Source organism: Paenarthrobacter sp. NEAU-H11 (assembly GCF_050573415.1).
In the GTDB taxonomy this organism is placed as follows: Bacteria; Actinomycetota; Actinomycetes; order Actinomycetales; family Micrococcaceae; genus Arthrobacter.
In genome coordinates, this window is sequence record NZ_JBNZGA010000021.1 from 19,674 (window position 1) to 37,812 (window position 18,139).

At 66.5% G+C, this 18,139-nt stretch carries 18 protein-coding genes; 15 read left to right on the forward strand and 3 right to left on the reverse strand.

The window, feature by feature from the left end:
• Positions 1–87: 87 nt before the first annotated feature.
• The 5 genes from recA (at position 88) to dapF (ending at position 5,237) form a co-directional block, all read left to right on the forward strand.
• On the forward strand, positions 88–1,143 hold the full coding sequence (gene recA, locus ACQ3DC_RS19345; RefSeq protein ID WP_066274884.1) for a recombinase RecA: 1,056 nt from the start codon (positions 88–90) through the stop codon (positions 1,141–1,143).
• 135 nt (positions 1,144–1,278) lie between these two features.
• Entirely contained in the window at positions 1,279–1,770 is a 492-nt protein-coding gene (locus ACQ3DC_RS19350; protein WP_321215871.1) for a regulatory protein RecX, read from the forward strand.
• Positions 1,771–1,788: 18 nt separating this feature from the next.
• Positions 1,789–3,348, forward strand: a complete 1,560-nt coding sequence (gene miaB / locus ACQ3DC_RS19355; RefSeq protein WP_430752974.1) for a tRNA (N6-isopentenyl adenosine(37)-C2)-methylthiotransferase MiaB — start codon at positions 1,789–1,791, stop codon at positions 3,346–3,348.
• Positions 3,349–3,351: 3 nt separating this feature from the next.
• Complete coding sequence (miaA, locus tag ACQ3DC_RS19360; protein WP_370460358.1) at positions 3,352–4,260, forward strand: tRNA (adenosine(37)-N6)-dimethylallyltransferase MiaA; 909 nt, start codon at positions 3,352–3,354, stop codon at positions 4,258–4,260.
• 32 nt (positions 4,261–4,292) lie between these two features.
• Positions 4,293–5,237 (forward strand): diaminopimelate epimerase, encoded by a 945-nt coding sequence (gene dapF / locus ACQ3DC_RS19365; protein ID WP_430752975.1) that lies wholly within the window; start codon positions 4,293–4,295, stop codon positions 5,235–5,237.
• Here the strand turns inward: dapF and ACQ3DC_RS19370 are convergent.
• Positions 5,209–5,832, reverse strand: coding sequence for a class I SAM-dependent methyltransferase (locus ACQ3DC_RS19370; RefSeq protein WP_421092808.1), 624 nt, complete (start codon positions 5,830–5,832; stop codon positions 5,209–5,211). The two genes, dapF and ACQ3DC_RS19370, sit on opposite strands and share 29 nt — an antisense overlap.
• 433 nt (positions 5,833–6,265) lie before the next feature.
• Between ACQ3DC_RS19370 and hflX the strand changes: the two genes are divergently transcribed.
• Both hflX and ACQ3DC_RS19380 read left to right on the forward strand, forming a co-directional pair.
• A complete protein-coding gene (hflX, locus tag ACQ3DC_RS19375) occupies positions 6,266–7,849 on the forward strand; it encodes a GTPase HflX (protein WP_157238578.1) in 1,584 nt (527 codons plus the stop codon).
• Positions 7,842–9,899 carry an ATP-dependent DNA helicase gene (locus ACQ3DC_RS19380; RefSeq protein ID WP_157238577.1) on the forward strand — a complete coding sequence of 686 codons (2,058 nt, stop codon included), beginning with the start codon at positions 7,842–7,844 and terminating at the stop codon, positions 9,897–9,899. The genes hflX and ACQ3DC_RS19380 overlap by 8 nt, the downstream gene beginning before the upstream one ends.
• Positions 9,900–9,932: 33 nt before the next feature.
• On the opposite strand, the gene lexA is transcribed toward ACQ3DC_RS19380, so the two are convergent.
• Positions 9,933–10,667, reverse strand: coding sequence for a transcriptional repressor LexA (lexA, locus tag ACQ3DC_RS19385; protein ID WP_321215875.1), 735 nt, complete (start codon positions 10,665–10,667; stop codon positions 9,933–9,935).
• Positions 10,668–10,992: 325 nt separating this feature from the next.
• Here lexA and ACQ3DC_RS19390 point away from each other — a divergent pair, with 325 nt between their 5' ends.
• From ACQ3DC_RS19390 to ACQ3DC_RS19425, 8 genes are all read left to right on the forward strand, one after another.
• The gene (locus tag ACQ3DC_RS19390; RefSeq protein WP_430752976.1) at positions 10,993–11,409 is read left to right on the forward strand and encodes a LysM peptidoglycan-binding domain-containing protein; all 417 of its coding nucleotides are present in this window, start codon (positions 10,993–10,995) and stop codon (positions 11,407–11,409) included.
• Positions 11,410–11,514: 105 nt separating this feature from the next.
• Entirely contained in the window at positions 11,515–12,633 is a 1,119-nt protein-coding gene (locus ACQ3DC_RS19395) for a histidinol-phosphate transaminase (RefSeq protein WP_321215876.1), read from the forward strand.
• 59 nt (positions 12,634–12,692) lie between these two features.
• Positions 12,693–13,319, forward strand: coding sequence for an imidazoleglycerol-phosphate dehydratase HisB (gene hisB / locus ACQ3DC_RS19400; RefSeq protein WP_066274905.1), 627 nt, complete (start codon positions 12,693–12,695; stop codon positions 13,317–13,319).
• Positions 13,316–14,101 carry an imidazole glycerol phosphate synthase subunit HisH gene (hisH, locus tag ACQ3DC_RS19405; protein WP_321215877.1) on the forward strand — a complete coding sequence of 262 codons (786 nt, stop codon included), beginning with the start codon at positions 13,316–13,318 and terminating at the stop codon, positions 14,099–14,101. Before hisB ends, hisH begins: the two co-directional genes overlap by 4 nt.
• Positions 14,102–14,260, forward strand: coding sequence for a hypothetical protein (locus tag ACQ3DC_RS19410; RefSeq protein WP_197432389.1), 159 nt, complete (start codon positions 14,102–14,104; stop codon positions 14,258–14,260). It abuts the gene before it with no gap.
• Between the two features lie 40 nt (positions 14,261–14,300).
• Positions 14,301–15,047: a bifunctional 1-(5-phosphoribosyl)-5-((5-phosphoribosylamino)methylideneamino)imidazole-4-carboxamide isomerase/phosphoribosylanthranilate isomerase PriA gene (priA, locus tag ACQ3DC_RS19415; protein ID WP_157238574.1), complete on the forward strand. Its 747-nt coding sequence runs from the start codon at positions 14,301–14,303 to the stop codon at positions 15,045–15,047.
• A gap of 10 nt (positions 15,048–15,057) precedes the next feature.
• Positions 15,058–15,939, forward strand: coding sequence for an SseB family protein (locus ACQ3DC_RS19420; protein WP_430752977.1), 882 nt, complete (start codon positions 15,058–15,060; stop codon positions 15,937–15,939).
• 53 nt (positions 15,940–15,992) lie between these two features.
• Positions 15,993–17,279: an MFS transporter gene (locus ACQ3DC_RS19425; protein ID WP_430752978.1), complete on the forward strand. Its 1,287-nt coding sequence runs from the start codon at positions 15,993–15,995 to the stop codon at positions 17,277–17,279.
• A 166-nt stretch (positions 17,280–17,445) separates the two neighbouring features.
• Here ACQ3DC_RS19425 and ACQ3DC_RS19430 read toward each other — a convergent pair whose 3' ends face one another.
• The gene (locus ACQ3DC_RS19430) at positions 17,446–17,832 is read right to left on the reverse strand and encodes a DUF1844 domain-containing protein (protein WP_157238571.1); all 387 of its coding nucleotides are present in this window, start codon (positions 17,830–17,832) and stop codon (positions 17,446–17,448) included.
• Positions 17,833–18,139: the final 307 nt, after the last annotated feature.

Here is an 18,139-nt window from a genome sequence, read left to right on the forward strand (position 1 = left end):
TGTCAGTGGGTCCCATTAGCGTCAGAGATGACCAATAAACGGCCGCTGAGGCCACTCCAAAGCGAGAAAGCATTAGAGGTGTGAACCATGGCGGCAGCCCCGGATCGTGCAAAAGCGCTCGAAGCAGCGCTGGCCCAGATCGACAAGCAGTTCGGTAAAGGCTCGGTCATGCGGCTCGGCGATGAAGTCCGGGCCCCCATCGAGGTCATCCCCACAGGCTCCATCGCCCTGGACGTTGCCTTGGGAATTGGCGGCCTTCCCCGGGGCCGCGTCGTTGAAATCTACGGCCCGGAATCTTCCGGTAAAACCACCGTTGCCCTGCACGCAGTGGCCAACGCCCAGCGACTGGGCGGCATCGCCGCCTTCATCGACGCCGAGCACGCCCTCGATCCTGAGTACGCCGCCAAGCTCGGTGTGGACACGGACGCCCTCCTGGTCTCCCAGCCGGACACCGGCGAGCAGGCCCTCGAAATCATGGACATGCTGGTGGGTTCAGGTTCCCTGGACGTTATCGTGATCGACTCCGTCGCGGCGCTGGTGCCCCGTGCCGAAATTGAAGGCGACATGGGCGACAGCCACGTGGGCCTGCAGGCACGGCTCATGAGCCAGGCCCTGCGTAAGATCACCGGCCGCCTGAGCCAGACGAAGACCACCGCCATCTTCATCAACCAGCTCCGTGAAAAGATCGGCGTCTTCTTCGGTTCCCCCGAAACCACCACCGGCGGTAAGGCCCTGAAGTTCTACGCCTCCATCCGTATCGACGTGCGCCGCATCCAGACCCTCAAGGAAGGCGCGGATTCGGTCGGTAACCGGACCAAGGCGAAGATCGTCAAGAACAAGATGGCCCCGCCCTTCAAGGTGGCCGAGTTCGACATCATCTACGGCCAGGGTATCTCCCGCGAGGGCGGCATCATCGACATGGGCGTGGAGCACGGCATCATCAAGAAGTCCGGCTCCTGGTTCACCTACGATGGCGACCAGCTGGGCCAGGGCATGGAGAACTCGCGCCGGTTCCTGCGCGACAACCCTGAACTGGCCGCCGAACTCGAGCGCCTGATCAAGGAAAAGCTTGGTGTCGGCGTCAAGCCTGCGGAGCCCGAATCCAAGGATTCCCCGAAGCTGAAGGCCGTTGACGGGTTCTAACCGTTGACCAGCCCTGAAAATGCGCGCCCCCGCCGGTCCAGAGCCGGCGGGCGGCGCGCCGCTTCGTATGCCGATGACCTCCAGGACGGCCCGGCTCCGGACTCTCCCGTTGCAGGGGATACCGAGCCTGATCCGGTGTCGGTTGCGCAGTCCATCGTCTATCGGCAGCTAACAGCCTCAGCCAAGAGCAGGTTGCAGCTCGCACAGAAGCTTGCAGAGCGGAACATCCCGGAAGACGTCGCAGAGGCAGTGCTGGACCGGTTCCAGGAAGCCCGCCTGATCAACGACGCCGACTTCGCCGACATGTGGGTTCGGAGCCGCGCCCAGTCGCGGAAGCTGGCAAAGGGCGCACTCCGGCGCGAGCTGGCGGAGAAAGGCATCGACCAGGAGACTGCCGCCGCGGCGCTGGAACAGTTGTCGGACGCAGATGAAGAAGCCGCAGCAAGGCAACTCGTTGAGCGGAAGCTCCGCCCGGGGACGGATCTTCAGGACCGGGCGGAACGGGACAAGGCTGCACGCCGGCTGGCCTCCATGCTGGCCCGCAAGGGCTACCAGCCGTCCCAGGCATTCCGGATCGTCAACGACGTCCTGGAGTCCCGGGCCGCAGCCGACAGTGGCGAACGGTAAAACCGGTACCCTTAACAGGTGAGTTTGACCATCCCTTCCCCCCTTTCCGGTACCGGCACCAGCACAGCGGCCGCCGACGCTCCGCAAGCGGCTGCCCAGAAGCCACGCACCTACCAGGTGCGCACCTTCGGCTGCCAGATGAACGTCCACGACTCAGAGCGCATGGCAGGCATGCTCGAGGACGCAGGATACGTACCGTCCGAGGGTGAGCAGGCCGACGTCGTGGTGTTCAACACCTGCGCAGTGCGCGAAAACGCCGACAACAAGCTCTATGGGAACCTGGGAATCCTCGCGCCGGTGAAGGCCGCGAACCCCGGCATGCAGATTGCGGTGGGCGGCTGCCTCGCCCAGAAGGACCGGGAAACCATCCTGAAAAAGGCGCCATGGGTGGACGCCGTCTTCGGCACCCACAACGTTGGCGCCCTGCCCGCCCTGCTGGACCGCGCGCGCCACAACAACGAGGCCCAGCTCGAAATCCTCGAGTCCCTGGACGTCTTCCCCTCAACGCTTCCCACCAAACGCGATTCCGTCTACTCGGGCTGGGTATCTATTTCCGTAGGCTGCAACAACACCTGCACCTTCTGCATCGTGCCCGCCCTCCGCGGAAAAGAGAAAGACCGCCGGCCCGGCGACATCCTGGCCGAAATCCAGGCCCTGGTTGACGACGGCGCCATCGAAGTCACCCTCCTCGGCCAGAACGTCAACTCCTACGGGGTCGAGTTCGGCGACCGGCAGGCCTTCTCCAAACTCCTCCGGGCCTGCGGCGATATCGAAGGCCTGGAACGCGTCCGCTTCACCAGCCCGCACCCTGCCGCGTTCACAGACGACGTCATCGACGCCATGGCGGAGACCCCCAACGTCATGCCGCAGCTGCACATGCCGCTGCAGTCCGGCTCGGACAAGGTCCTGCGGGACATGCGGCGCTCCTACAGGTCCACAAAGTTCCTTGGCATCCTGGACAAGGTGCGGGAAAAGATTCCCCACGCCGCCATCTCCACCGACATCATCGTGGGTTTCCCGGGTGAAACGGAAGAGGACTTCCAGGCCACCCTGGACGTGGTCGAGAAGTCCCGCTTCGCCACCGCCTTCACCTTCCAGTATTCCAAGCGCCCCGGCACCCCGGCGGCCGACCTGCCGGACCAGTTGCCCAAGGCCGTGGTGCAGGAACGCTTTGAACGGCTTACCGCCCTCCAGGACAGGATTGCGGCAGAGGAAAACCGGCGCCAGCTGGGCCGCAGGGTTGAGGTCATGGTCACCGCGCAGTCCGGGCGGAAAGCCGGGGAAACCCACCGGCTGTCCGGCCGCTCGCAGGACCAGCGGCTGGTGCACTTCTCCGTCCCGGAGGGCGCCCAGGCTCCGCGTCCGGGAGACCTTGTCACTGTCACCATCACCGAGGCTGCCGCCTTCCACCTCGTGGCCGACCCCACCCTGGCCGACTACAGCCTGCGCCGCTCCCGGGCCGGCGACGCCTGGGACAGGTCCCAGGCGGATTCCTGCGGAGCCCCCGCGCCCGGTGCCGGTACCGGCGGCAAGGGCGTCTCGCTGGGCATGCCCTCGCTGCCCGTCCGCACCCGCTGACCGGTGGGCTCCCCGCCTGTCATCGCCGTCGTCGGTCCCACCGGTTCCGGCAAATCCGACCTTGCCGTCAGCCTTGCACTGGAACTTGGCGGCGAAGTCATCAACGCCGACGCCATGCAGTTCTACCGCGGCATGGACATCGGCACGGCAAAAATCACCCAGGCCGAACGCCGGGGAGTGCCCCACCACCTGCTGGACATCCTGGATGTGACCGAGGAAGCCAGCGTGTCCCGGTTCCAGCAGCAGGCGCGCGCCCTGGTCTCGGACATCCACGCCCGGGGTAAGCGCGCCATCCTGGCCGGCGGCTCCGGCCTGTATGTGCGGGCCGCACTGGATGTCCTTGAATTTCCCGGAACGGATCCGCTGGTTCGCCAACAACTTGAGGCTGAGCTCGCGGAGAACGGGCAGGCGGTGCTGCTGGAGCGCCTGCGCGAAGTGGACCCGGTGTCGGCAGGGAGGTTGTCCGACGCCCGGCGCATCATCCGTGCACTGGAGGTCCACCGGCTCACCGGCCGGCCGTTCAGTTCCTTCATGCCGCAGCGCGAGTACGTCCAGCCGGCCGTCCAGGTGGGCCTTGCCGTGGACCGGGACGTGCTCCGCGACCGGCTCGCCCGCCGGGTGCACCGGATGGTGGACGACGGCCTGCTCGCGGAAGTCCAACGGCTGGACAACCAAGGGCTGCGCCAAGGGAAAACCGCGTCCCGCGCCCTCGGCTACGCGCAGTTCCTCCGGGTCGTCGACGGCGCGTCGACCGTAGCGGAGGCCGCGGAAGACACCATCGTGGCCACCCGGCAGTTCGCACGGCGCCAGCTCACCTGGTTCCGCGCCGATCCCCGCATCTCCTGGCTGGATTGGCAGGACCCGTCGTTGGTGGCCAAGGCCGCAGCGCTGTGCGAACGGCCGCGTATTTAGGGCTGCCCCGCCCGGCCGGTACCCTTGGAAACATGGACGCAACCCTCGCAGAAACCACCGAGCCGGCCCTCCGCACCCTGAGCGGGCTCCGCTTTTCCAAGGGACACGGCACCGGCAACGACTTTGTCCTGGTGGCCGATCCCGAGGGTGTCCACACCATATCCGCCCACGACGTTGCAGCGCTCTGCGACCGGCACCGCGGGATCGGCGGCGACGGGCTCATCCGCGCCGTTCCGTCGCGCTTCCTGCCGGAGGGCCGTGAGCTGCTCGCCACGGCCCCGGGCGCCGAATGGTTCATGGACTACCGCAACGGTGACGGCTCGTTGTCCGAGATGTGTGGCAACGGCGTCCGCGTCTTCGTCCACTTCCTCCGCACGGAGGGGCTGATTGACCTGCCCGACGGCGGGGCCCTCACCATCGGCACGCGCGCCGGCGTCAAGACCGTGGTGCGGACAGGCGAAGACTACGCCGTGGACATGGGGCCCTGGGAGTTCATTTTCCCCGGGGAAGCCACAGCCAAGGCGATGGATTCACTGGTCACCGCAGAAGGCCTGGAAGTTCCCCGCCCTGCCCTCTCCGTCAGCATGGGCAACCCCCACACTGTCGTGGCCCTGGCGGAGCTGTCGGAACTCACGGCAACCCGCCTGTTCACAGCGCCCGTGGTCGACCCTGTCCCGGCCCACGGAACCAACGTTGAGTTCGTGGTTCCGTCGGAACCCCTGGTGCACGACGGCGTCGGCACAGTCACTATGCGCGTGCATGAACGCGGGGTGGGGGAGACCCAGTCGTGCGGGACCGGGGCTTGCGCCGCCGCAGTGGCCATTCGGCACTGGGCAGGTGCGGAAGCCCCCGACACCTGGCGCGTCCAGGTCCCCGGCGGGGTGGTTGGCGTCAAGTTCTTCGCCGGCCCGGCGGGCCATGAACACGTTGAGCTGAGCGGCCCGGCAGTTATTGTGGCAACCGGGACGCTTTCCTGACCTTCAGGATCCGGAAGGACTTGGACGTTGATTCGCGGCTGACGCTGAAGGAGTCGTCCAGCTCCCCGGCAAGCCAGCGCTGCAGCGAGTCGGCCCCCAGGTTCTTCTGTACCACCAGCCACGCCGTACCGCCCGGCGCGAGGCGGGGCAGCCACAGCTTCAGGAGTGAATGGAGCTCGTCCTTGCCGATCCGGATGGGCGGATTGGACCAGATGGTGTCAAAGCGCACCTCCGGGTCCACCGCTTCCGGGGTACTGGCGGTGACGTTTGCCAGTCCCAGCGCGGCGGCGTTCTCGTTCGTCAGCGTGATGCAGCGCTCGTTCACATCCACTGCGTAGACCCGGGCGGAGGGCGACTTCAGCCCCATGGTCAGGGCAATCGGGCCCCAGCCGCAACCGATGTCCAGCAGGTTTCCCTGCGGCGCGGGGGCCGGGACCTCGGCAAGGAGGATGGCCGTGCCCTTGTCGATCCCGTCCGGGCTGAAGATGCCGGTGGAAGTCTGCAGCCTGCGCGTCTGCCCGGCGAGTTCGACAGTCAGCGGCTTGCGGGTAAAAGGGCCGGCGGGCGTTGCGCTGAAATAATGTGCGGACTCCATAACTGGCCAGAGTAGTTCCCCTTGCAGCGTAAAGGGAAACTGCCGCGTGTGGCCCTCTGCTACGCTGGAGAGCATGTTCCTGATCTTTGAGTAGCCGGCACGGGCCCAGCCCGTCCCGAAGCCATGTCCCACCCAGCGATGCAGGTTTTCCCACCTTCCGCTGCGTGCACCGGGCCGAACGCAGAACGCGTTTTCCGGTCGCCGGACGACACTCGAAGGTCAGCCTCCGCTGGACTTCCCGCCGTTTTTCCGGCTGTTTCCATGTCCGCCACGAATCTGAGTCGTGGCATCTCCGCCGGCGCCGCCTCCTGCAGCGCCCGGCCCAACAAGCCAGGAGGCTTGGATGACCGCAGGCCGTCAGCCCAGCGCGAATACTTCACCAATCACCGGCATTCGGCACTATTCTGGAACTGCCGAATCTTCAAAGGAGACCATGACCAGCCAGCCCAACACCGGATCAGATCCAGCCGCCCAGGACATGAGTCCTGCGGAAATCCAAGCTGTCATCGACCGGATTCTCTCCAAGGACGTACCGGCCAGGAGTCTCAGCGCGCCAGGCGGCGGTGACGAGGGCCGGGACGGGAAGGCAATGCTCGGCAAAGCCCAGGCGATTTCCCGCCTGGACGAAGAACACACAACGTACGACGGCGACCAGCAGGATCTTGAGGAACGCCGCGCCCTGCGCCGAACGGCCGGGCTTTCCACCGAACTCGAAGACGTCACCGAGGTTGAGTACCGGCAGCTGCGCCTTGAGCGCGTGGTCCTGGCCGGGCTCTGGTCCGAGGGGACCCTGGCCGACGCCGAGAACTCGCTGCGGGAGCTCGCAGCCCTCGCAGAAACTGCCGGTTCCGAGGTCCTGGACGGGCTGGTCCAGCGGCGCGACAAGCCGGATCCTGGAACGTTCCTCGGCTCGGGCAAGGCCTTGGAGCTCCGGGACATCGTGGCGTCCACCGGCGCGGACACCGTGGTGGTGGATGCCGAGCTCGCTCCCTCCCAGCGCCGAGGCCTGGAAGACATCGTCAAGGTCAAGGTCATCGACCGGACAGCCCTGATCCTGGACATCTTTGCCCAGCACGCCAAGAGCCGCGAAGGCAAGGCCCAGGTGGAGCTGGCCCAGCTGGAGTACCTCCTGCCGCGCCTGCGTGGCTGGGGTGAGTCGATGTCCCGCCAGGCCGGTGGCCAGGTGGGCAGCGCGGCTGCCGGCATGGGTTCGCGTGGTCCCGGTGAGACAAAAATCGAGCTGGACCGCCGCCGGATCCGCACACGGATGGCCAAGCTGCGGCGGGAGATCGCCGCGATGAAGCCGGCCCGCGAGACCAAACGGGCCAACCGCCGTCGTAATGCCGTGCCGTCCGTAGCGATTGCCGGGTACACCAACGCGGGCAAGTCCTCGCTGCTGAACCGCCTGACCGACGCCGGTGTCCTGGTGGAGAACGCCCTGTTCGCCACCCTGGATCCCACCGTCCGCAAAGCGGAAACCGCGGACGGCCTGGGCTACACCCTGGCCGACACCGTGGGGTTCGTCCGTTCACTGCCAACCCAGCTGGTGGAAGCGTTCCGCTCCACGCTCGAGGAAGTTGCGGACGCGGACCTGATCCTGCACGTGGTGGACGTTTCGCACCCGGATCCCGAGGGCCAGATCGCCGCAGTCCGCAAGGTCTTCAGCGAGGTGGATGCCCGGAAGGTGCCCGAAATCATCGTGCTCAACAAAGCCGACGCCGCTGATCCGTTCGTGGTGGAACGGCTCAAGCAGCGCGAGCCGCGGCACGTGGTGGTCTCGGCCCGCACGGGGGAAGGCATCGCCGAACTGCTGGAGGCAATCAGCGACGCCATTCCCCGGCCCGGCGTCAAGCTGGAACTGCTCATCCCGTATGAGCGCGGAGACCTGATCAGCAAGCTTCACGACTCCGACGCCGAGATCATCAGCGTCGACCACGTTGAAGCCGGCACCAGGGCCGTCGTGATGGTCCGGGAAGGCTTCGCGGCTGAACTGGAACCCTTCGTCAGCAATGACTGAGGCCGTGGCAGGAGAAGCCACGGAAACGGCCGGCGAGCAGTTCGTGATCGAACTGCTCGACCGGGCCGTGGCGGGCATGGGCGGGCAAAGCCGTGCCGGCCAGCATGAGATGGCCAGGCAGGTGGCCCGCGCCATCGAAACGGGGGACCACCTGCTGGTCCAGGCGGGGACCGGCACCGGCAAGTCCCTGGCCTACCTCATACCCCTCATCGCGCATGCATTGCAGAGCAACAAGCCCGCCCTGGTGTCAACGGCCACCCTGGCCCTCCAGACACAGATTGTGGGCAGGGACCTGCCCCGGCTGCTCAAGGCCATCACCCCCGCCCTGGACAGGCCGGTCAAAGTGGCCCTGGTCAAGGGCCGCTCCAACTACGTTTGCCGGCACAAGCTGGAAGGCGGCTTCCCCAGCGAGGAGCCGGCCGAAGGCCAGCTTTTCAGCCTGGGCGAGGACACCAGCGTCCCGCATTTCGCCGCAGCCGTGGGCGGCCCCTCGTCCCAGCTCGGCAAGGAGGTGGTGCGGCTGCGGGAGTGGGCGGAGAAGACCGCCACCGGCGACCGGGATGAACTGCTGCCGGGCGTCACGGACCGTGCCTGGCGGCAGGTTTCGGTGACGTCCATGGAGTGCCTGGGCTCCCAGAAGTGCCCCATGGCTGCGGAATGCTTCAGCGAACTGGCGCGCCAGGACGCTGCTGAAGCGGATGTTGTGGTCACCAACCATGCGATGCTCGCCGTCAGCGCGTTCGAAGGCCTGGCCGTCCTGCCTGAATATGACGTGGTGGTGGTGGATGAGGCCCATGAACTCCAGGACAGGGTTACCGGGGCGGTCTCCGGCCAGCTCTCGGTGGCCATGGTCCACGCCGCTGCCGCCGGTGCGCGGAAGCACACGGCCATCACCGTTGATGCGTTGAACGCCGCAGCCGCCAACTTGGAGCTTGCCCTGGCAGGCGTGCCGAACGGGCTGCTCCCGAACGGGCTCAATGATGAACAGCTGGACTGCGTGGACCAGCTGCGGGACGCCTGCCGGGCTGCCCTCTCGGATTCAAAGGGGGACAGCAGCGCCACGGCCGACGGCGGCAGGCAGCTCGCGCGGTCGCGGCTGCTGCTCATCCTGGAACTTTGTGAACGGCTCCTGGCAGCCCGGGAGAACCGCGAAGTGGTGTGGTTTTCCCGTGCCAGTTCCTTTGACCCTGCACAGGGATTCTCCCCGCCGGACGAGACCGCTCCTGCGTTGATCAACATCGCGCCGCTGTCCGTTGCCGGGAGGCTGCGCGAAGGACTCTTCGCCGGCCACACGGTGGTGCTGACCTCCGCGACGCTGGCCATCGGTTCCGCGTTTGAACCTGCCGCGGGCGGACTGGGCCTGGTGGGTGACGGCGCCCCGAGCTGGACAGGCGTGGACGTGGGATCACCCTTCGACTACCCAAAGCAGGGCATCCTCTACGTGGCCGGGCACCTGCCGAAGCCCGGCAGGGGTGCTTCCCCGGAAGCACTGGACGAACTGGAAGCCCTGATCCGTGCTTCCGGTGGCGGGGCGCTGTGCTTGTTCTCGTCCCGGCGTGCGGCAGAGGAAGCGGCCGAGGCACTGCGCCCCAAGCTGGGGATGACCGTCCTCTGCCAGGGTGACTCCACCATGACCGGCCTGGTAAAGCAGTTCGCCGACGAGCCCGATACCTGCCTGTTCGGGACCATGTCCCTTTGGCAGGGCGTGGACGTCCCCGGCGGCTCGTGCCGGCTTGTGGTGATAGACCGCATCCCGTTTCCGCGGCCGGACGATCCCCTCATGACGGCGCGCTCACGGGCAGTAGCCCAGGCAGGTGGAAACGGCTTTATGTCGGTTTCGGCCACCCACGCCGCGATCCGGCTCGCCCAGGGGGCAGGCCGGCTGATCCGTTCCACGGGCGACAGGGGAGTGGTGGCCGTGCTTGACTCCCGGCTTGCCACTGAACGCTATGCAGGGTTCCTGCGCGGGGCGCTGCCGCCCTTCTGGTCCACAACAGACCGGAAGACGGCGATTGCCGCCCTGGAGCGGCTGGCCCGGGAAAACGCCTGAGGCCGTCTCGCTGTAGCGGACGGAGTTTCCCTGCTACAGCGAGCGGAGTACCGACACAACCTTGCCCATGATGGTGGCGTGGTCTCCGAGGATGGGCTCGTACTGGGTGTTCTGCGGGAGCAGCCACGTGTGGCCGTCGCGCTGGCGGAATGTCTTGACGGTGGCTTCGTCATCCAGGAGCGCGGCCACGATATCCCCGTTGGCCGCATCCTGCTGGCGGCGGACCACAACCCAGTCGCCATCGCAGATGGCTGCATCCACCATCGAATCCCCGGCTACCCGAAGCATGAACAGTTCCCCCTGGCCCACCAGTTGCCTGGGGAGCGGCATCACGTCCTCCACCAGCTGGTCGGCAAGGATGGGGCCGCCTGCGGCGATCCGGCCCACCAGGGGAACCATCGCCGTGTCCAGGGCGGTGGGCAGTTCGGTGACAGTCGCTGCACCGGGTGAACGGACGGCGGACGCCTGGCTTGCCGGCTTTGCGGCTCCGCCGTCCAGGGTCAGCGGCATCAGGACTTCCATGGCCCGCGGCCGCTTGGGGTCGCGGCGGAGGTAGCCAAGCTTCTCCAGCTGGGAAAGCTGGTGCGTCACGCTCGAAAGGCTCGCCAGTCCCACGGTGTCGCCGATCTCCCGCATGGACGGCGGGTACCCGTTTTCGTTGACCGAGCGCTGGATGGTTTCGAGGATCTTCTTTTGCCGTGGAGTCAGGCCCTTGGCGGTCCTCTTCGGTTGCGCGGTTGCCCTGCCCCCGGCGGCTGCTGCTGCCATATTCGCCAATGCCTTTCGGTTCCGCCGGCCCTCTCCATGGCCATGCCCTGGAAGTTCCCGCCCCTAAATGTCAGACCCTGCTGATCGACTGTCCAGGTGGTTGTTCTTTGGTTCAAAGCTAGGCCAGCCGCATTGCTTTTTCAAACATTTGTTCTAGCGAGTCTCGACAATGTTCGTTGATAGGTGCTAAAACAGAGAAAGCAAAGTTCGAATATATGTTCTACTCATTGCCCTGGTCATTCGAAGACTACGTCGGAAAAGGTCCGGCCGGGGGCGGAGGGGAGGACGTCCGGGCAGCACAGTACGGTCCAGGAGGGCTCAGATCATGTCAGCTACATCTGTTTCGCGGGGTTCACGCCACCAGCTGCTTTCGGTGCAGCAAATCCTGTCCCAGGCGGACAATCGGCAGGCCGGACGGCCTGCGCCTCTTCCGCCCCTTCGCCTGACCCGTCGCGGTCGCATCGTGCTGATCGGCATTCCGCTGGTCCTGCTCGCTGCCCTGCTCCTTTCGCTGGCAGGCTTTTTCAATGCCCCGGCCAAGGCGTCGGAGTCTGCGACGGATCTTGCAACGACGCCCACTGTCACAGTCACGGTCCAGCCTGGCGAGTCACTGTGGGGCATTGCGGCCGGTGTCGCACCGGAGCGTGATCCGCGGGACGTCGTGGCGGACATCGTGCTTCTCAATAACCTCCCGGCCGGCGCGGTCTTCCCCGGCCAGCAATTGTTCGTGCCCGCAAGTTAGGACCCGGCATTTTGCCTCTCCACGGGCGGCAGGGCGCGGCACGCCGGGAGCGAACAGGAAACCGTCACATTTTCCGGTGTCCGGCCCGGGCACTAAACTGTTCAGGTGAATGACCAGCTAGAGCGCCTGAACCGGCTTCCCCTTCGCAGCAACCTCCGCGGGCTTACGCCCTATGGCGCGCCCCAGTTGGACGTTCCAATCCTCCTGAACGTGAATGAAAACACCCACGGGGTTCCGGCTGACGTCAGGGCGGCCATTAGCGCAGCGGTGTCAGAAGCGGCAGCAGGACTCAACAGATACCCGGACCGGGAATTCACCGACCTGCGGAAGGCGTTGGCAGAGTACCTGGGGCACGGGCTGGATGAATCCAACCTTTGGGCGGCCAACGGCTCCAACGAAGTCCTTCAGCAGATACTCCAGGCCTTTGGCGGCCCAGGACGTACAGCGCTCGGATTCCCTCCCACGTACTCCATGTATCCCCTGCTGGCCAGCGGAACGGACACGGAATACATTGTGGGCGAGCGTGCCGGCGATTACGGTCTCAGTGCCGAATCGGCGGCGCGGCAGGTCAAGGAGCTGCAGCCCAACATCGTCTTCCTGTGCTCACCCAACAACCCCACGGGAACCGGCCTCGGGCTGGACGTGGTGGAAGCCGTCTACGAGGCCGGCGAAGAAAGCCAGTCCATTGTCATCGTCGATGAGGCATACCACGAGTTCGCGCATGACGGAACGCCCAGTGCGCTGACTCTGCTGCCAGGGCGGGAACGGCTGATCGTCTCAAGGACCATGAGCAAGGCGTTCGCCTTGGCAGGCGCCCGCCTCGGCTACATGGCGGCGGCCCCCGAAGTGGCTGACGCGCTGCGGCTCGTCCGTCTCCCGTACCACCTCTCCGCCATCACGCAGGCCACCGCCCTCGCCGCCCTCCGGCACCGGGAGGCGCTGATGGCGGATGTGGAGGACATCAAGAAGCAGCGCGACCGCATTGTGTCCGAGCTGCTCAGGATGGGACTCAAGCCTGCCGCGTCAGACTCCAACTACGTGTTTTTCGGCGGCCTGGAGGACCCCCACCAGGTGTGGCAGGAACTGCTGGACGCCGGTGTCCTGGTCCGCGACGTAGGAATCCCCGGCCACCTCCGCGTCACAGCCGGAACTGAGACCGAAACCACAGCTTTCCTCACCTCCCTTGAAAGCATCCTTGCCCGCCAGGCCAAGCTTCCCGCCTAGACTGGATGAACCGGCGCTGGACGCCTCGAACCACCCCTTCTGCCCAAAAGGACCCAAGCATGAGTACCACCGGATCGAATGTTGCTGCGGCCCGCACCGCGCGCATGGAACGTGCCACCAGTGAGTCCTCCGTGCTCGTGGAAATCAACCTTGACGGTACCGGCACCTCGGACATCGACACGTCGGTGCCGTTCTACGACCACATGCTCACGGCGCTCTGCAAGCACTCCCTGATCGACATGACCGTCAAAGCCACCGGTGACATCCACATCGATGTCCACCACACGGTGGAGGACGTAGCCATAACCTTCGGTGAAGTGCTGCGCACCGCCCTGGGGAACAAAGCCGGGATCCGCCGGTTCGGAGAAGCCACCGTTCCCCTGGACGAAGCGCTGGCGCACGCCGTCGTCGACGTGTCCGGGCGTCCCTACCTGGTGCACGGCGGCGAGCCTGCCGGCCAGGAGTACCACCTGATCGGCGGCCACTTCACCGGGTCGCTCACCCGCCACGTCTTCGAAGCAATCACCCTGCACGCCGGCATCTGCCTGCACATGAACGTCATCGCGGGCCGGGACCCCCACCACATCGTCGAAGCCCAGTTCAAGGCCTTCGCCCGGGCACTGCGCGCAGCAGTTGAACCCGATCCGCGCGTTGAAGGAATCCCCTCCACGAAGGGTGCGCTGTGAGCGGACAGGTCCTGAAGGACGGCGCCATCATCGATCCCTCGGCCTCCCGGAAACTCCCCTCGCCGGAAGGCAAGCCCACCGTCACGGTCCTGGACTACGGTTCCGGTAACGTCCGGTCCGCCGTGCGCGCCCTCGAACGCGCCGGTGCGGAAGTCATCCTGAGTTCCAAGCCCGAGGACGTCCTGAACGCCGACGGCCTGGTGGTTCCCGGTGTCGGCGCCTTCGAAACGGTGATGCGTGAGCTCAAAGCAGTCGACGGGATCCGCCTCATCGGCAGGCGGGTGGCAGGCGGCCGGCCGGTCCTGGGGATCTGCGTTGGCCTCCAGGTGCTCTTTGAGGCGGGCGTCGAACACGGCACGGAGGCGGAGGGCATCGGCGAATGGCCCGGCAAGGTTGAACTCCTGCCGGCTGACGTGGTGCCGCACATGGGCTGGAACACCGTGAAGGTGCCTGAGGGATCCAAGCTGTTTGCCGGCGTCGAAAACGAGCGGTTCTACTTCGTGCACTCCTACGGGGTGCAGGAATGGAACTTCGATGTTGTGCAGCCGCGCATGGCTGCACCCCTGGTCACCTGGTCCGAGCACGGCGGACCATTCATAGCAGCGGTCGAAAACGGTCCGCTGTGCGCCACCCAGTTCCACCCGGAGAAGTCCGGCGACGCCGGCGCGCGGCTGCTGCGCAACTGGGTGCAGAACCTCAAGAAGCCGGCTCCGGGCGGCCCGGTCCCCGCCGGCGTCCCTTCAACGGAAGACGGCGCTCCAGCGGAAGACGGCGCCGCCTAGATGTGGTCCATCGTCCTGATGGGGCTGGCCGGCCTGCTGGTGGGCGGGGCCCTGTCCTTCAGGCAGCAGCACAAGCCGCTCTGGACCCAGATTTCGTTTTATGTTTTGGCGGGCATGTCGCTGCTCGCTGCCTACCTGCTGACGCTGCCGGGCAACTGACCGGCGGCTGGCCATACTGACCCCGACCCGAAGGATTGACATGACCACCGCAACCGACCTGCCGGTTCTTGAACTGCTGCCCGCCGTCGATGTCGTCAACGGCCAGGCCGTCCGGCTGGTCCAGGGGGAAGCGGGCAGTGAGACCAGCTACGGAACCCCGCTGGAGGCAGCGCTGAACTGGCAGCAGCAGGGTGCCGAATGGGTGCACCTCGTGGACCTGGACGCCGCCTTCGGGCGCGGCTCCAATGCGGAACTGCTCCGCGAAGTGGTGGGCCGGCTGGACATCAAGGTGGAACTTTCCGGCGGTCTCCGTGATGACGAAACCCTTGAAGCGGCCCTGGACCTTGGCGTTGCCCGTGTGAACCTGGGAACCGCCGCGCTGGAAAACCCCGAATGGACGCGCCGGGCAATCGAACGCTTTGGCGACAAGATCGCCGTCGGACTGGATGTTCGCGGCACCACGCTGTCCGGCCGGGGCTGGACAAAGGAAGGCGGGGACCTCTGGGACGTCCTGGGCCGCCTTGAGGAAGCCGGCTGCAGCCGCTACGTGGTCACAGACGTGACCAAGGACGGCACCCTGCAGGGACCCAACGTGGAACTCCTGCGCCAGATGGTGGAAAAGACCGGCAAGCCCGTGGTTGCCTCAGGCGGCATCTCCAGCCTCGACGACCTGCGCGTCCTGCGCTCGTTGGTTCCCTTGGGCGTCGAAGGCGCCATCGTGGGCAAGGCCCTTTACGCCGGGGCCTTTACGCTGCCCGAAGCGCTCGACGTCGCCGGCCGCCGCTAAACAGCCCGGCATGGCCAGCAACGAACCGGGCTCCCCGTCCCCGCGCCAGCTGCCGGGGCACATCGCTGCGGCGCTGGCGGGCGCCGGCGGCGCTGCGGACTCTGCAGGCCAGCCCTGGGCGGGTCGGAGCCTGGCCGGAGACGATGCCAAAATCCACAACTTCGAGAACGACGACGGAACCGCCAGCGACGCCTACCTCGCCGCAGTTGCGGCCTTGCGGGAAGGAACAGGGGATGAAGCCGGCGTGGTGGCTTCGCTGGCCACCGCCCGCGTGTTCATCCCCATCGTGGCCCGGCTCGCCGAGGAAGCGGAGGGATCGCACGGCCTGAACTCCGACAAACAGGCGGACATGGCCCTGGTTACCCTCAAGGCTGCCGACGGCAGGACAGCCATGCCCGCCTTCACCTCAACGGCGGCACTGGCCGCCTGGCACCCCGGGGCCAGGCCGGTTGCGGTGTACGCGGCACGTGCGGCGCTCTCCGCCGTCGCGGAGGGCGCAGAACTGCTGGTCCTCGATCCGGGCTCCGGGTTCACGTTCGTGGTGCGGCGGCCCGCGGTCTGGGCCCTGGCACAGCAGCACGGGTGGGTCCCGTCGTACAAGGACGAGGAGCTCGCGCAGGAGATGGGCCGGGCAGCCGCAGGTTTCCCCGCCGTCCGGAACCTCGAGCTGGTGCCTGGCAGGGGAGTGGCCGCCCGCGCCGCCGATGGAACCTTGGTTGCAGGCGGCGGTGCGGGGCCGGAACTGCAGGTGGTGCTCTACCTCGAAGACGGACTTGATGCGGCGGGGGTGCAGGAACTCGTAGCCGGCCTCCAGGCGCAGTGGTCGCGGAATGTATTGTTTGGGGAGCGCGTCGACTCGATCGAGGTCAAGTTGAGGCGCGCAGACCGCTAGCCGCAGAAAGGCGGGGTGATCCCCGGCCCGCTACGGCAGACATGAGGATCACCGTGAATTTCGCTCTCTACCGGGAGTTGCTCGCCGTCGGGCCCGTCCGCAGGCTGCTGCTGGTGGGCATGGTTGCCCGTATTCCCCATTCCGCGGCCGGCGTGCTGCTGACCCTGCACATCGTCCTCACCCTGGACCAGGGATATGCCGCCGCGGGCGCCGCCGCCGCCGTCATGACCATCGGCATGGCCGTTGGCGCGCCGTGGCGCGGGCGGCGCGTGGACACCGTGGGCCTGCGCACCGCACTGATCCCTTCCGTGATCTCGGAAACCGTCATTTGGTCTGTGGTTCCGCATGTGTCCTACCAGTGGCTGCTTCCGCTGGTGTTTGTGGGCGGCCTGCTCACGCTCCCCATCTTCAGCGTGGTCCGCCAGTCCCTGGGCGTTCTGGCCGACGGCGACCAGCGCCGTACGGCCTTCGCCCTCGACGCGATCACCACCGAGATAGTGTTCATGATCGGCCCCGCTGCGGGTGCCATCGTGGCCACCAGCGGGTTCACAGTGCTGGGCCTGACCGTGGTGGGCGTTTCCACGTCGCTGGCCGGCCTGTTCCTGATGTGGTTCAACCCGCCCACCCGCAGTGCTGCGCAATCCAAGGAATCCAGCGCTGACGAGTGCCGCGCGGCAGAGGCCGCCGTCGTGTCCGCCGCCCCCGCGCATTTGCAGGAGGCGGCGGCGGAACTGGCGCCTGCGGAAGCCCGGGGCCGTGCCGGCCTCCGCGGCAAGGTTGCGCACAACTTCACATGGTTCACGGCCGCCGTGGCCGCGGTCTTTGCGGTGGCAGCGGGCGCCGGCATGGTCCTGAGCGGGACGGATGTGGGAATTGTGGCAGCCCTGGAGACGGGCGGCCACCAGCGCGACATCGGCATCGTCTTCGTCTTCTGGTGCGCAGCGTCGGTGGTAGGTGGCCTGGTGTACGGCGCCATGCACCGTCCCGTTTCTCCGCTGGTCCTGCTGCTGGGGATGGCGGCACTGACGATCCCCATGGGCTTCGCCCATGACACCTGGACCCTGGCCTTCGCCTCGCTCCTGCCGGGACTGCTGTGCGCGCCCGTGCTGTCATCAGCATCAGAAAAGGTGGCGGACGTGGTGGCCGAGGAACGCCGCGGGGAGGCCATGGGCTGGTACGGCTCAGCGCTGACGGCTGGCGTGGCCCTGGGTGCGCCGCTCGCGGGCGTCTTCATCGACGGCACAGGACCGTCCGGAGGGTTTGCGTCGGTGGGGGTCGCCGGCGTGCTGCTGTGCTTTGCCGGGCTGTTCCTCCAGCAGCGGCGGCGCCGCGCTGCTTGACGCAGTTTCTTCCATCGGTTGCTCCACAGTTGTCCTTTTGGCCGCGCCAAACGGCAGCTACGGAGCAATCGATGGACCGTGGAGGTACTTTGCCCGGGAAACGACGACGGCGGGACGACCCGTAAAGGCCGTCCCGCCGTCGCAAGGCGCTTGGGTGGGTTCTTCCTTAGTTCACTGCCCCGGTGTACTTCTCTCCCGGGCCCTTGCCCGGGGCATCGGGAATCAGCGACTCTTCGCGGAACGCCAGCTGCAGCGACCGCAGGCCGTCACGCAACGGCCCTGCGTGCTGGGAGCCGATCTCGGGCGCGGCCGCGGTCACCAGGCCGGCCAGGGCCGTGATCAGTTTCCGGGCCTCGTCCAGGTCCTTCAGCTCCTCGGCGTTGTCCTCCGCCGCCAGCCCCAGCTTGACGGCGGCTGCGCTCATCAGATGGACGGCTGCGGTGGTGATGACCTCGATCGCCGGAACTTCGGAAATGTCGCGGACCTGCCGGGAGACATCGGGACCGGCGGGCGCGGGCTCGAAAACGTGTGAATTACTGTCTGGGGTGCTCATACTGGTAAGCTTGACACAGACCAACTGGATGTCGTTATTTCAGAGATTGATCCAACAATCAAGGTTCCCACCGGCGCTGCACTGCGTTGACGGGAATTTTTTCTGTAAGATGGCATGCAGTTTGCAAGCGGAGTTCTCTCCCACCCGCGTCAGCCGCTGTTCCGAAGTTTAGGAACTCAAGGTTGCCGGGTACCTGGTTGGGCATGGAACCGGCATCGGCCGGAACTGTGCGTGCAGTCCCTGTAAGGGAGCTGTATCCGATCTTTCAGAGGCCTTCGATTGCTCCGGCAATTGGGGGCCTTCTCTA

Excerpts from the sequence above, each read along its gene's own strand:
- recA (WP_066274884.1), top strand. The coding sequence starts at position 88 with ATGGCGGCAGCCCCGGATCGTGCAAAAGCGCTCGAAGCAGCGCTGGCC.
- dapF (WP_430752975.1), top strand. The coding sequence starts at position 4,293 with ATGGACGCAACCCTCGCAGAAACCACCGAGCCGGCCCTCCGCACCCTG.
- ACQ3DC_RS19370 (WP_421092808.1), bottom strand. The coding sequence starts at position 5,832 with ATGGAGTCCGCACATTATTTCAGCGCAACGCCCGCCGGCCCTTTTACC.
- hflX (WP_157238578.1), top strand. The coding sequence starts at position 6,266 with ATGACCAGCCAGCCCAACACCGGATCAGATCCAGCCGCCCAGGACATG.
- ACQ3DC_RS19380 (WP_157238577.1), top strand. The coding sequence starts at position 7,842 with ATGACTGAGGCCGTGGCAGGAGAAGCCACGGAAACGGCCGGCGAGCAG.
- lexA (WP_321215875.1), bottom strand. The coding sequence starts at position 10,667 with ATGGCAGCAGCAGCCGCCGGGGGCAGGGCAACCGCGCAACCGAAGAGG.
- ACQ3DC_RS19390 (WP_430752976.1), top strand. The coding sequence starts at position 10,993 with ATGTCAGCTACATCTGTTTCGCGGGGTTCACGCCACCAGCTGCTTTCG.
- hisB (WP_066274905.1), top strand. The coding sequence starts at position 12,693 with ATGAGTACCACCGGATCGAATGTTGCTGCGGCCCGCACCGCGCGCATG.
- ACQ3DC_RS19410 (WP_197432389.1), top strand. The coding sequence starts at position 14,102 with ATGTGGTCCATCGTCCTGATGGGGCTGGCCGGCCTGCTGGTGGGCGGG.
- priA (WP_157238574.1), top strand. The coding sequence starts at position 14,301 with ATGACCACCGCAACCGACCTGCCGGTTCTTGAACTGCTGCCCGCCGTC.
- ACQ3DC_RS19420 (WP_430752977.1), top strand. The coding sequence starts at position 15,058 with ATGGCCAGCAACGAACCGGGCTCCCCGTCCCCGCGCCAGCTGCCGGGG.
- ACQ3DC_RS19430 (WP_157238571.1), bottom strand. The coding sequence starts at position 17,832 with ATGAGCACCCCAGACAGTAATTCACACGTTTTCGAGCCCGCGCCCGCC.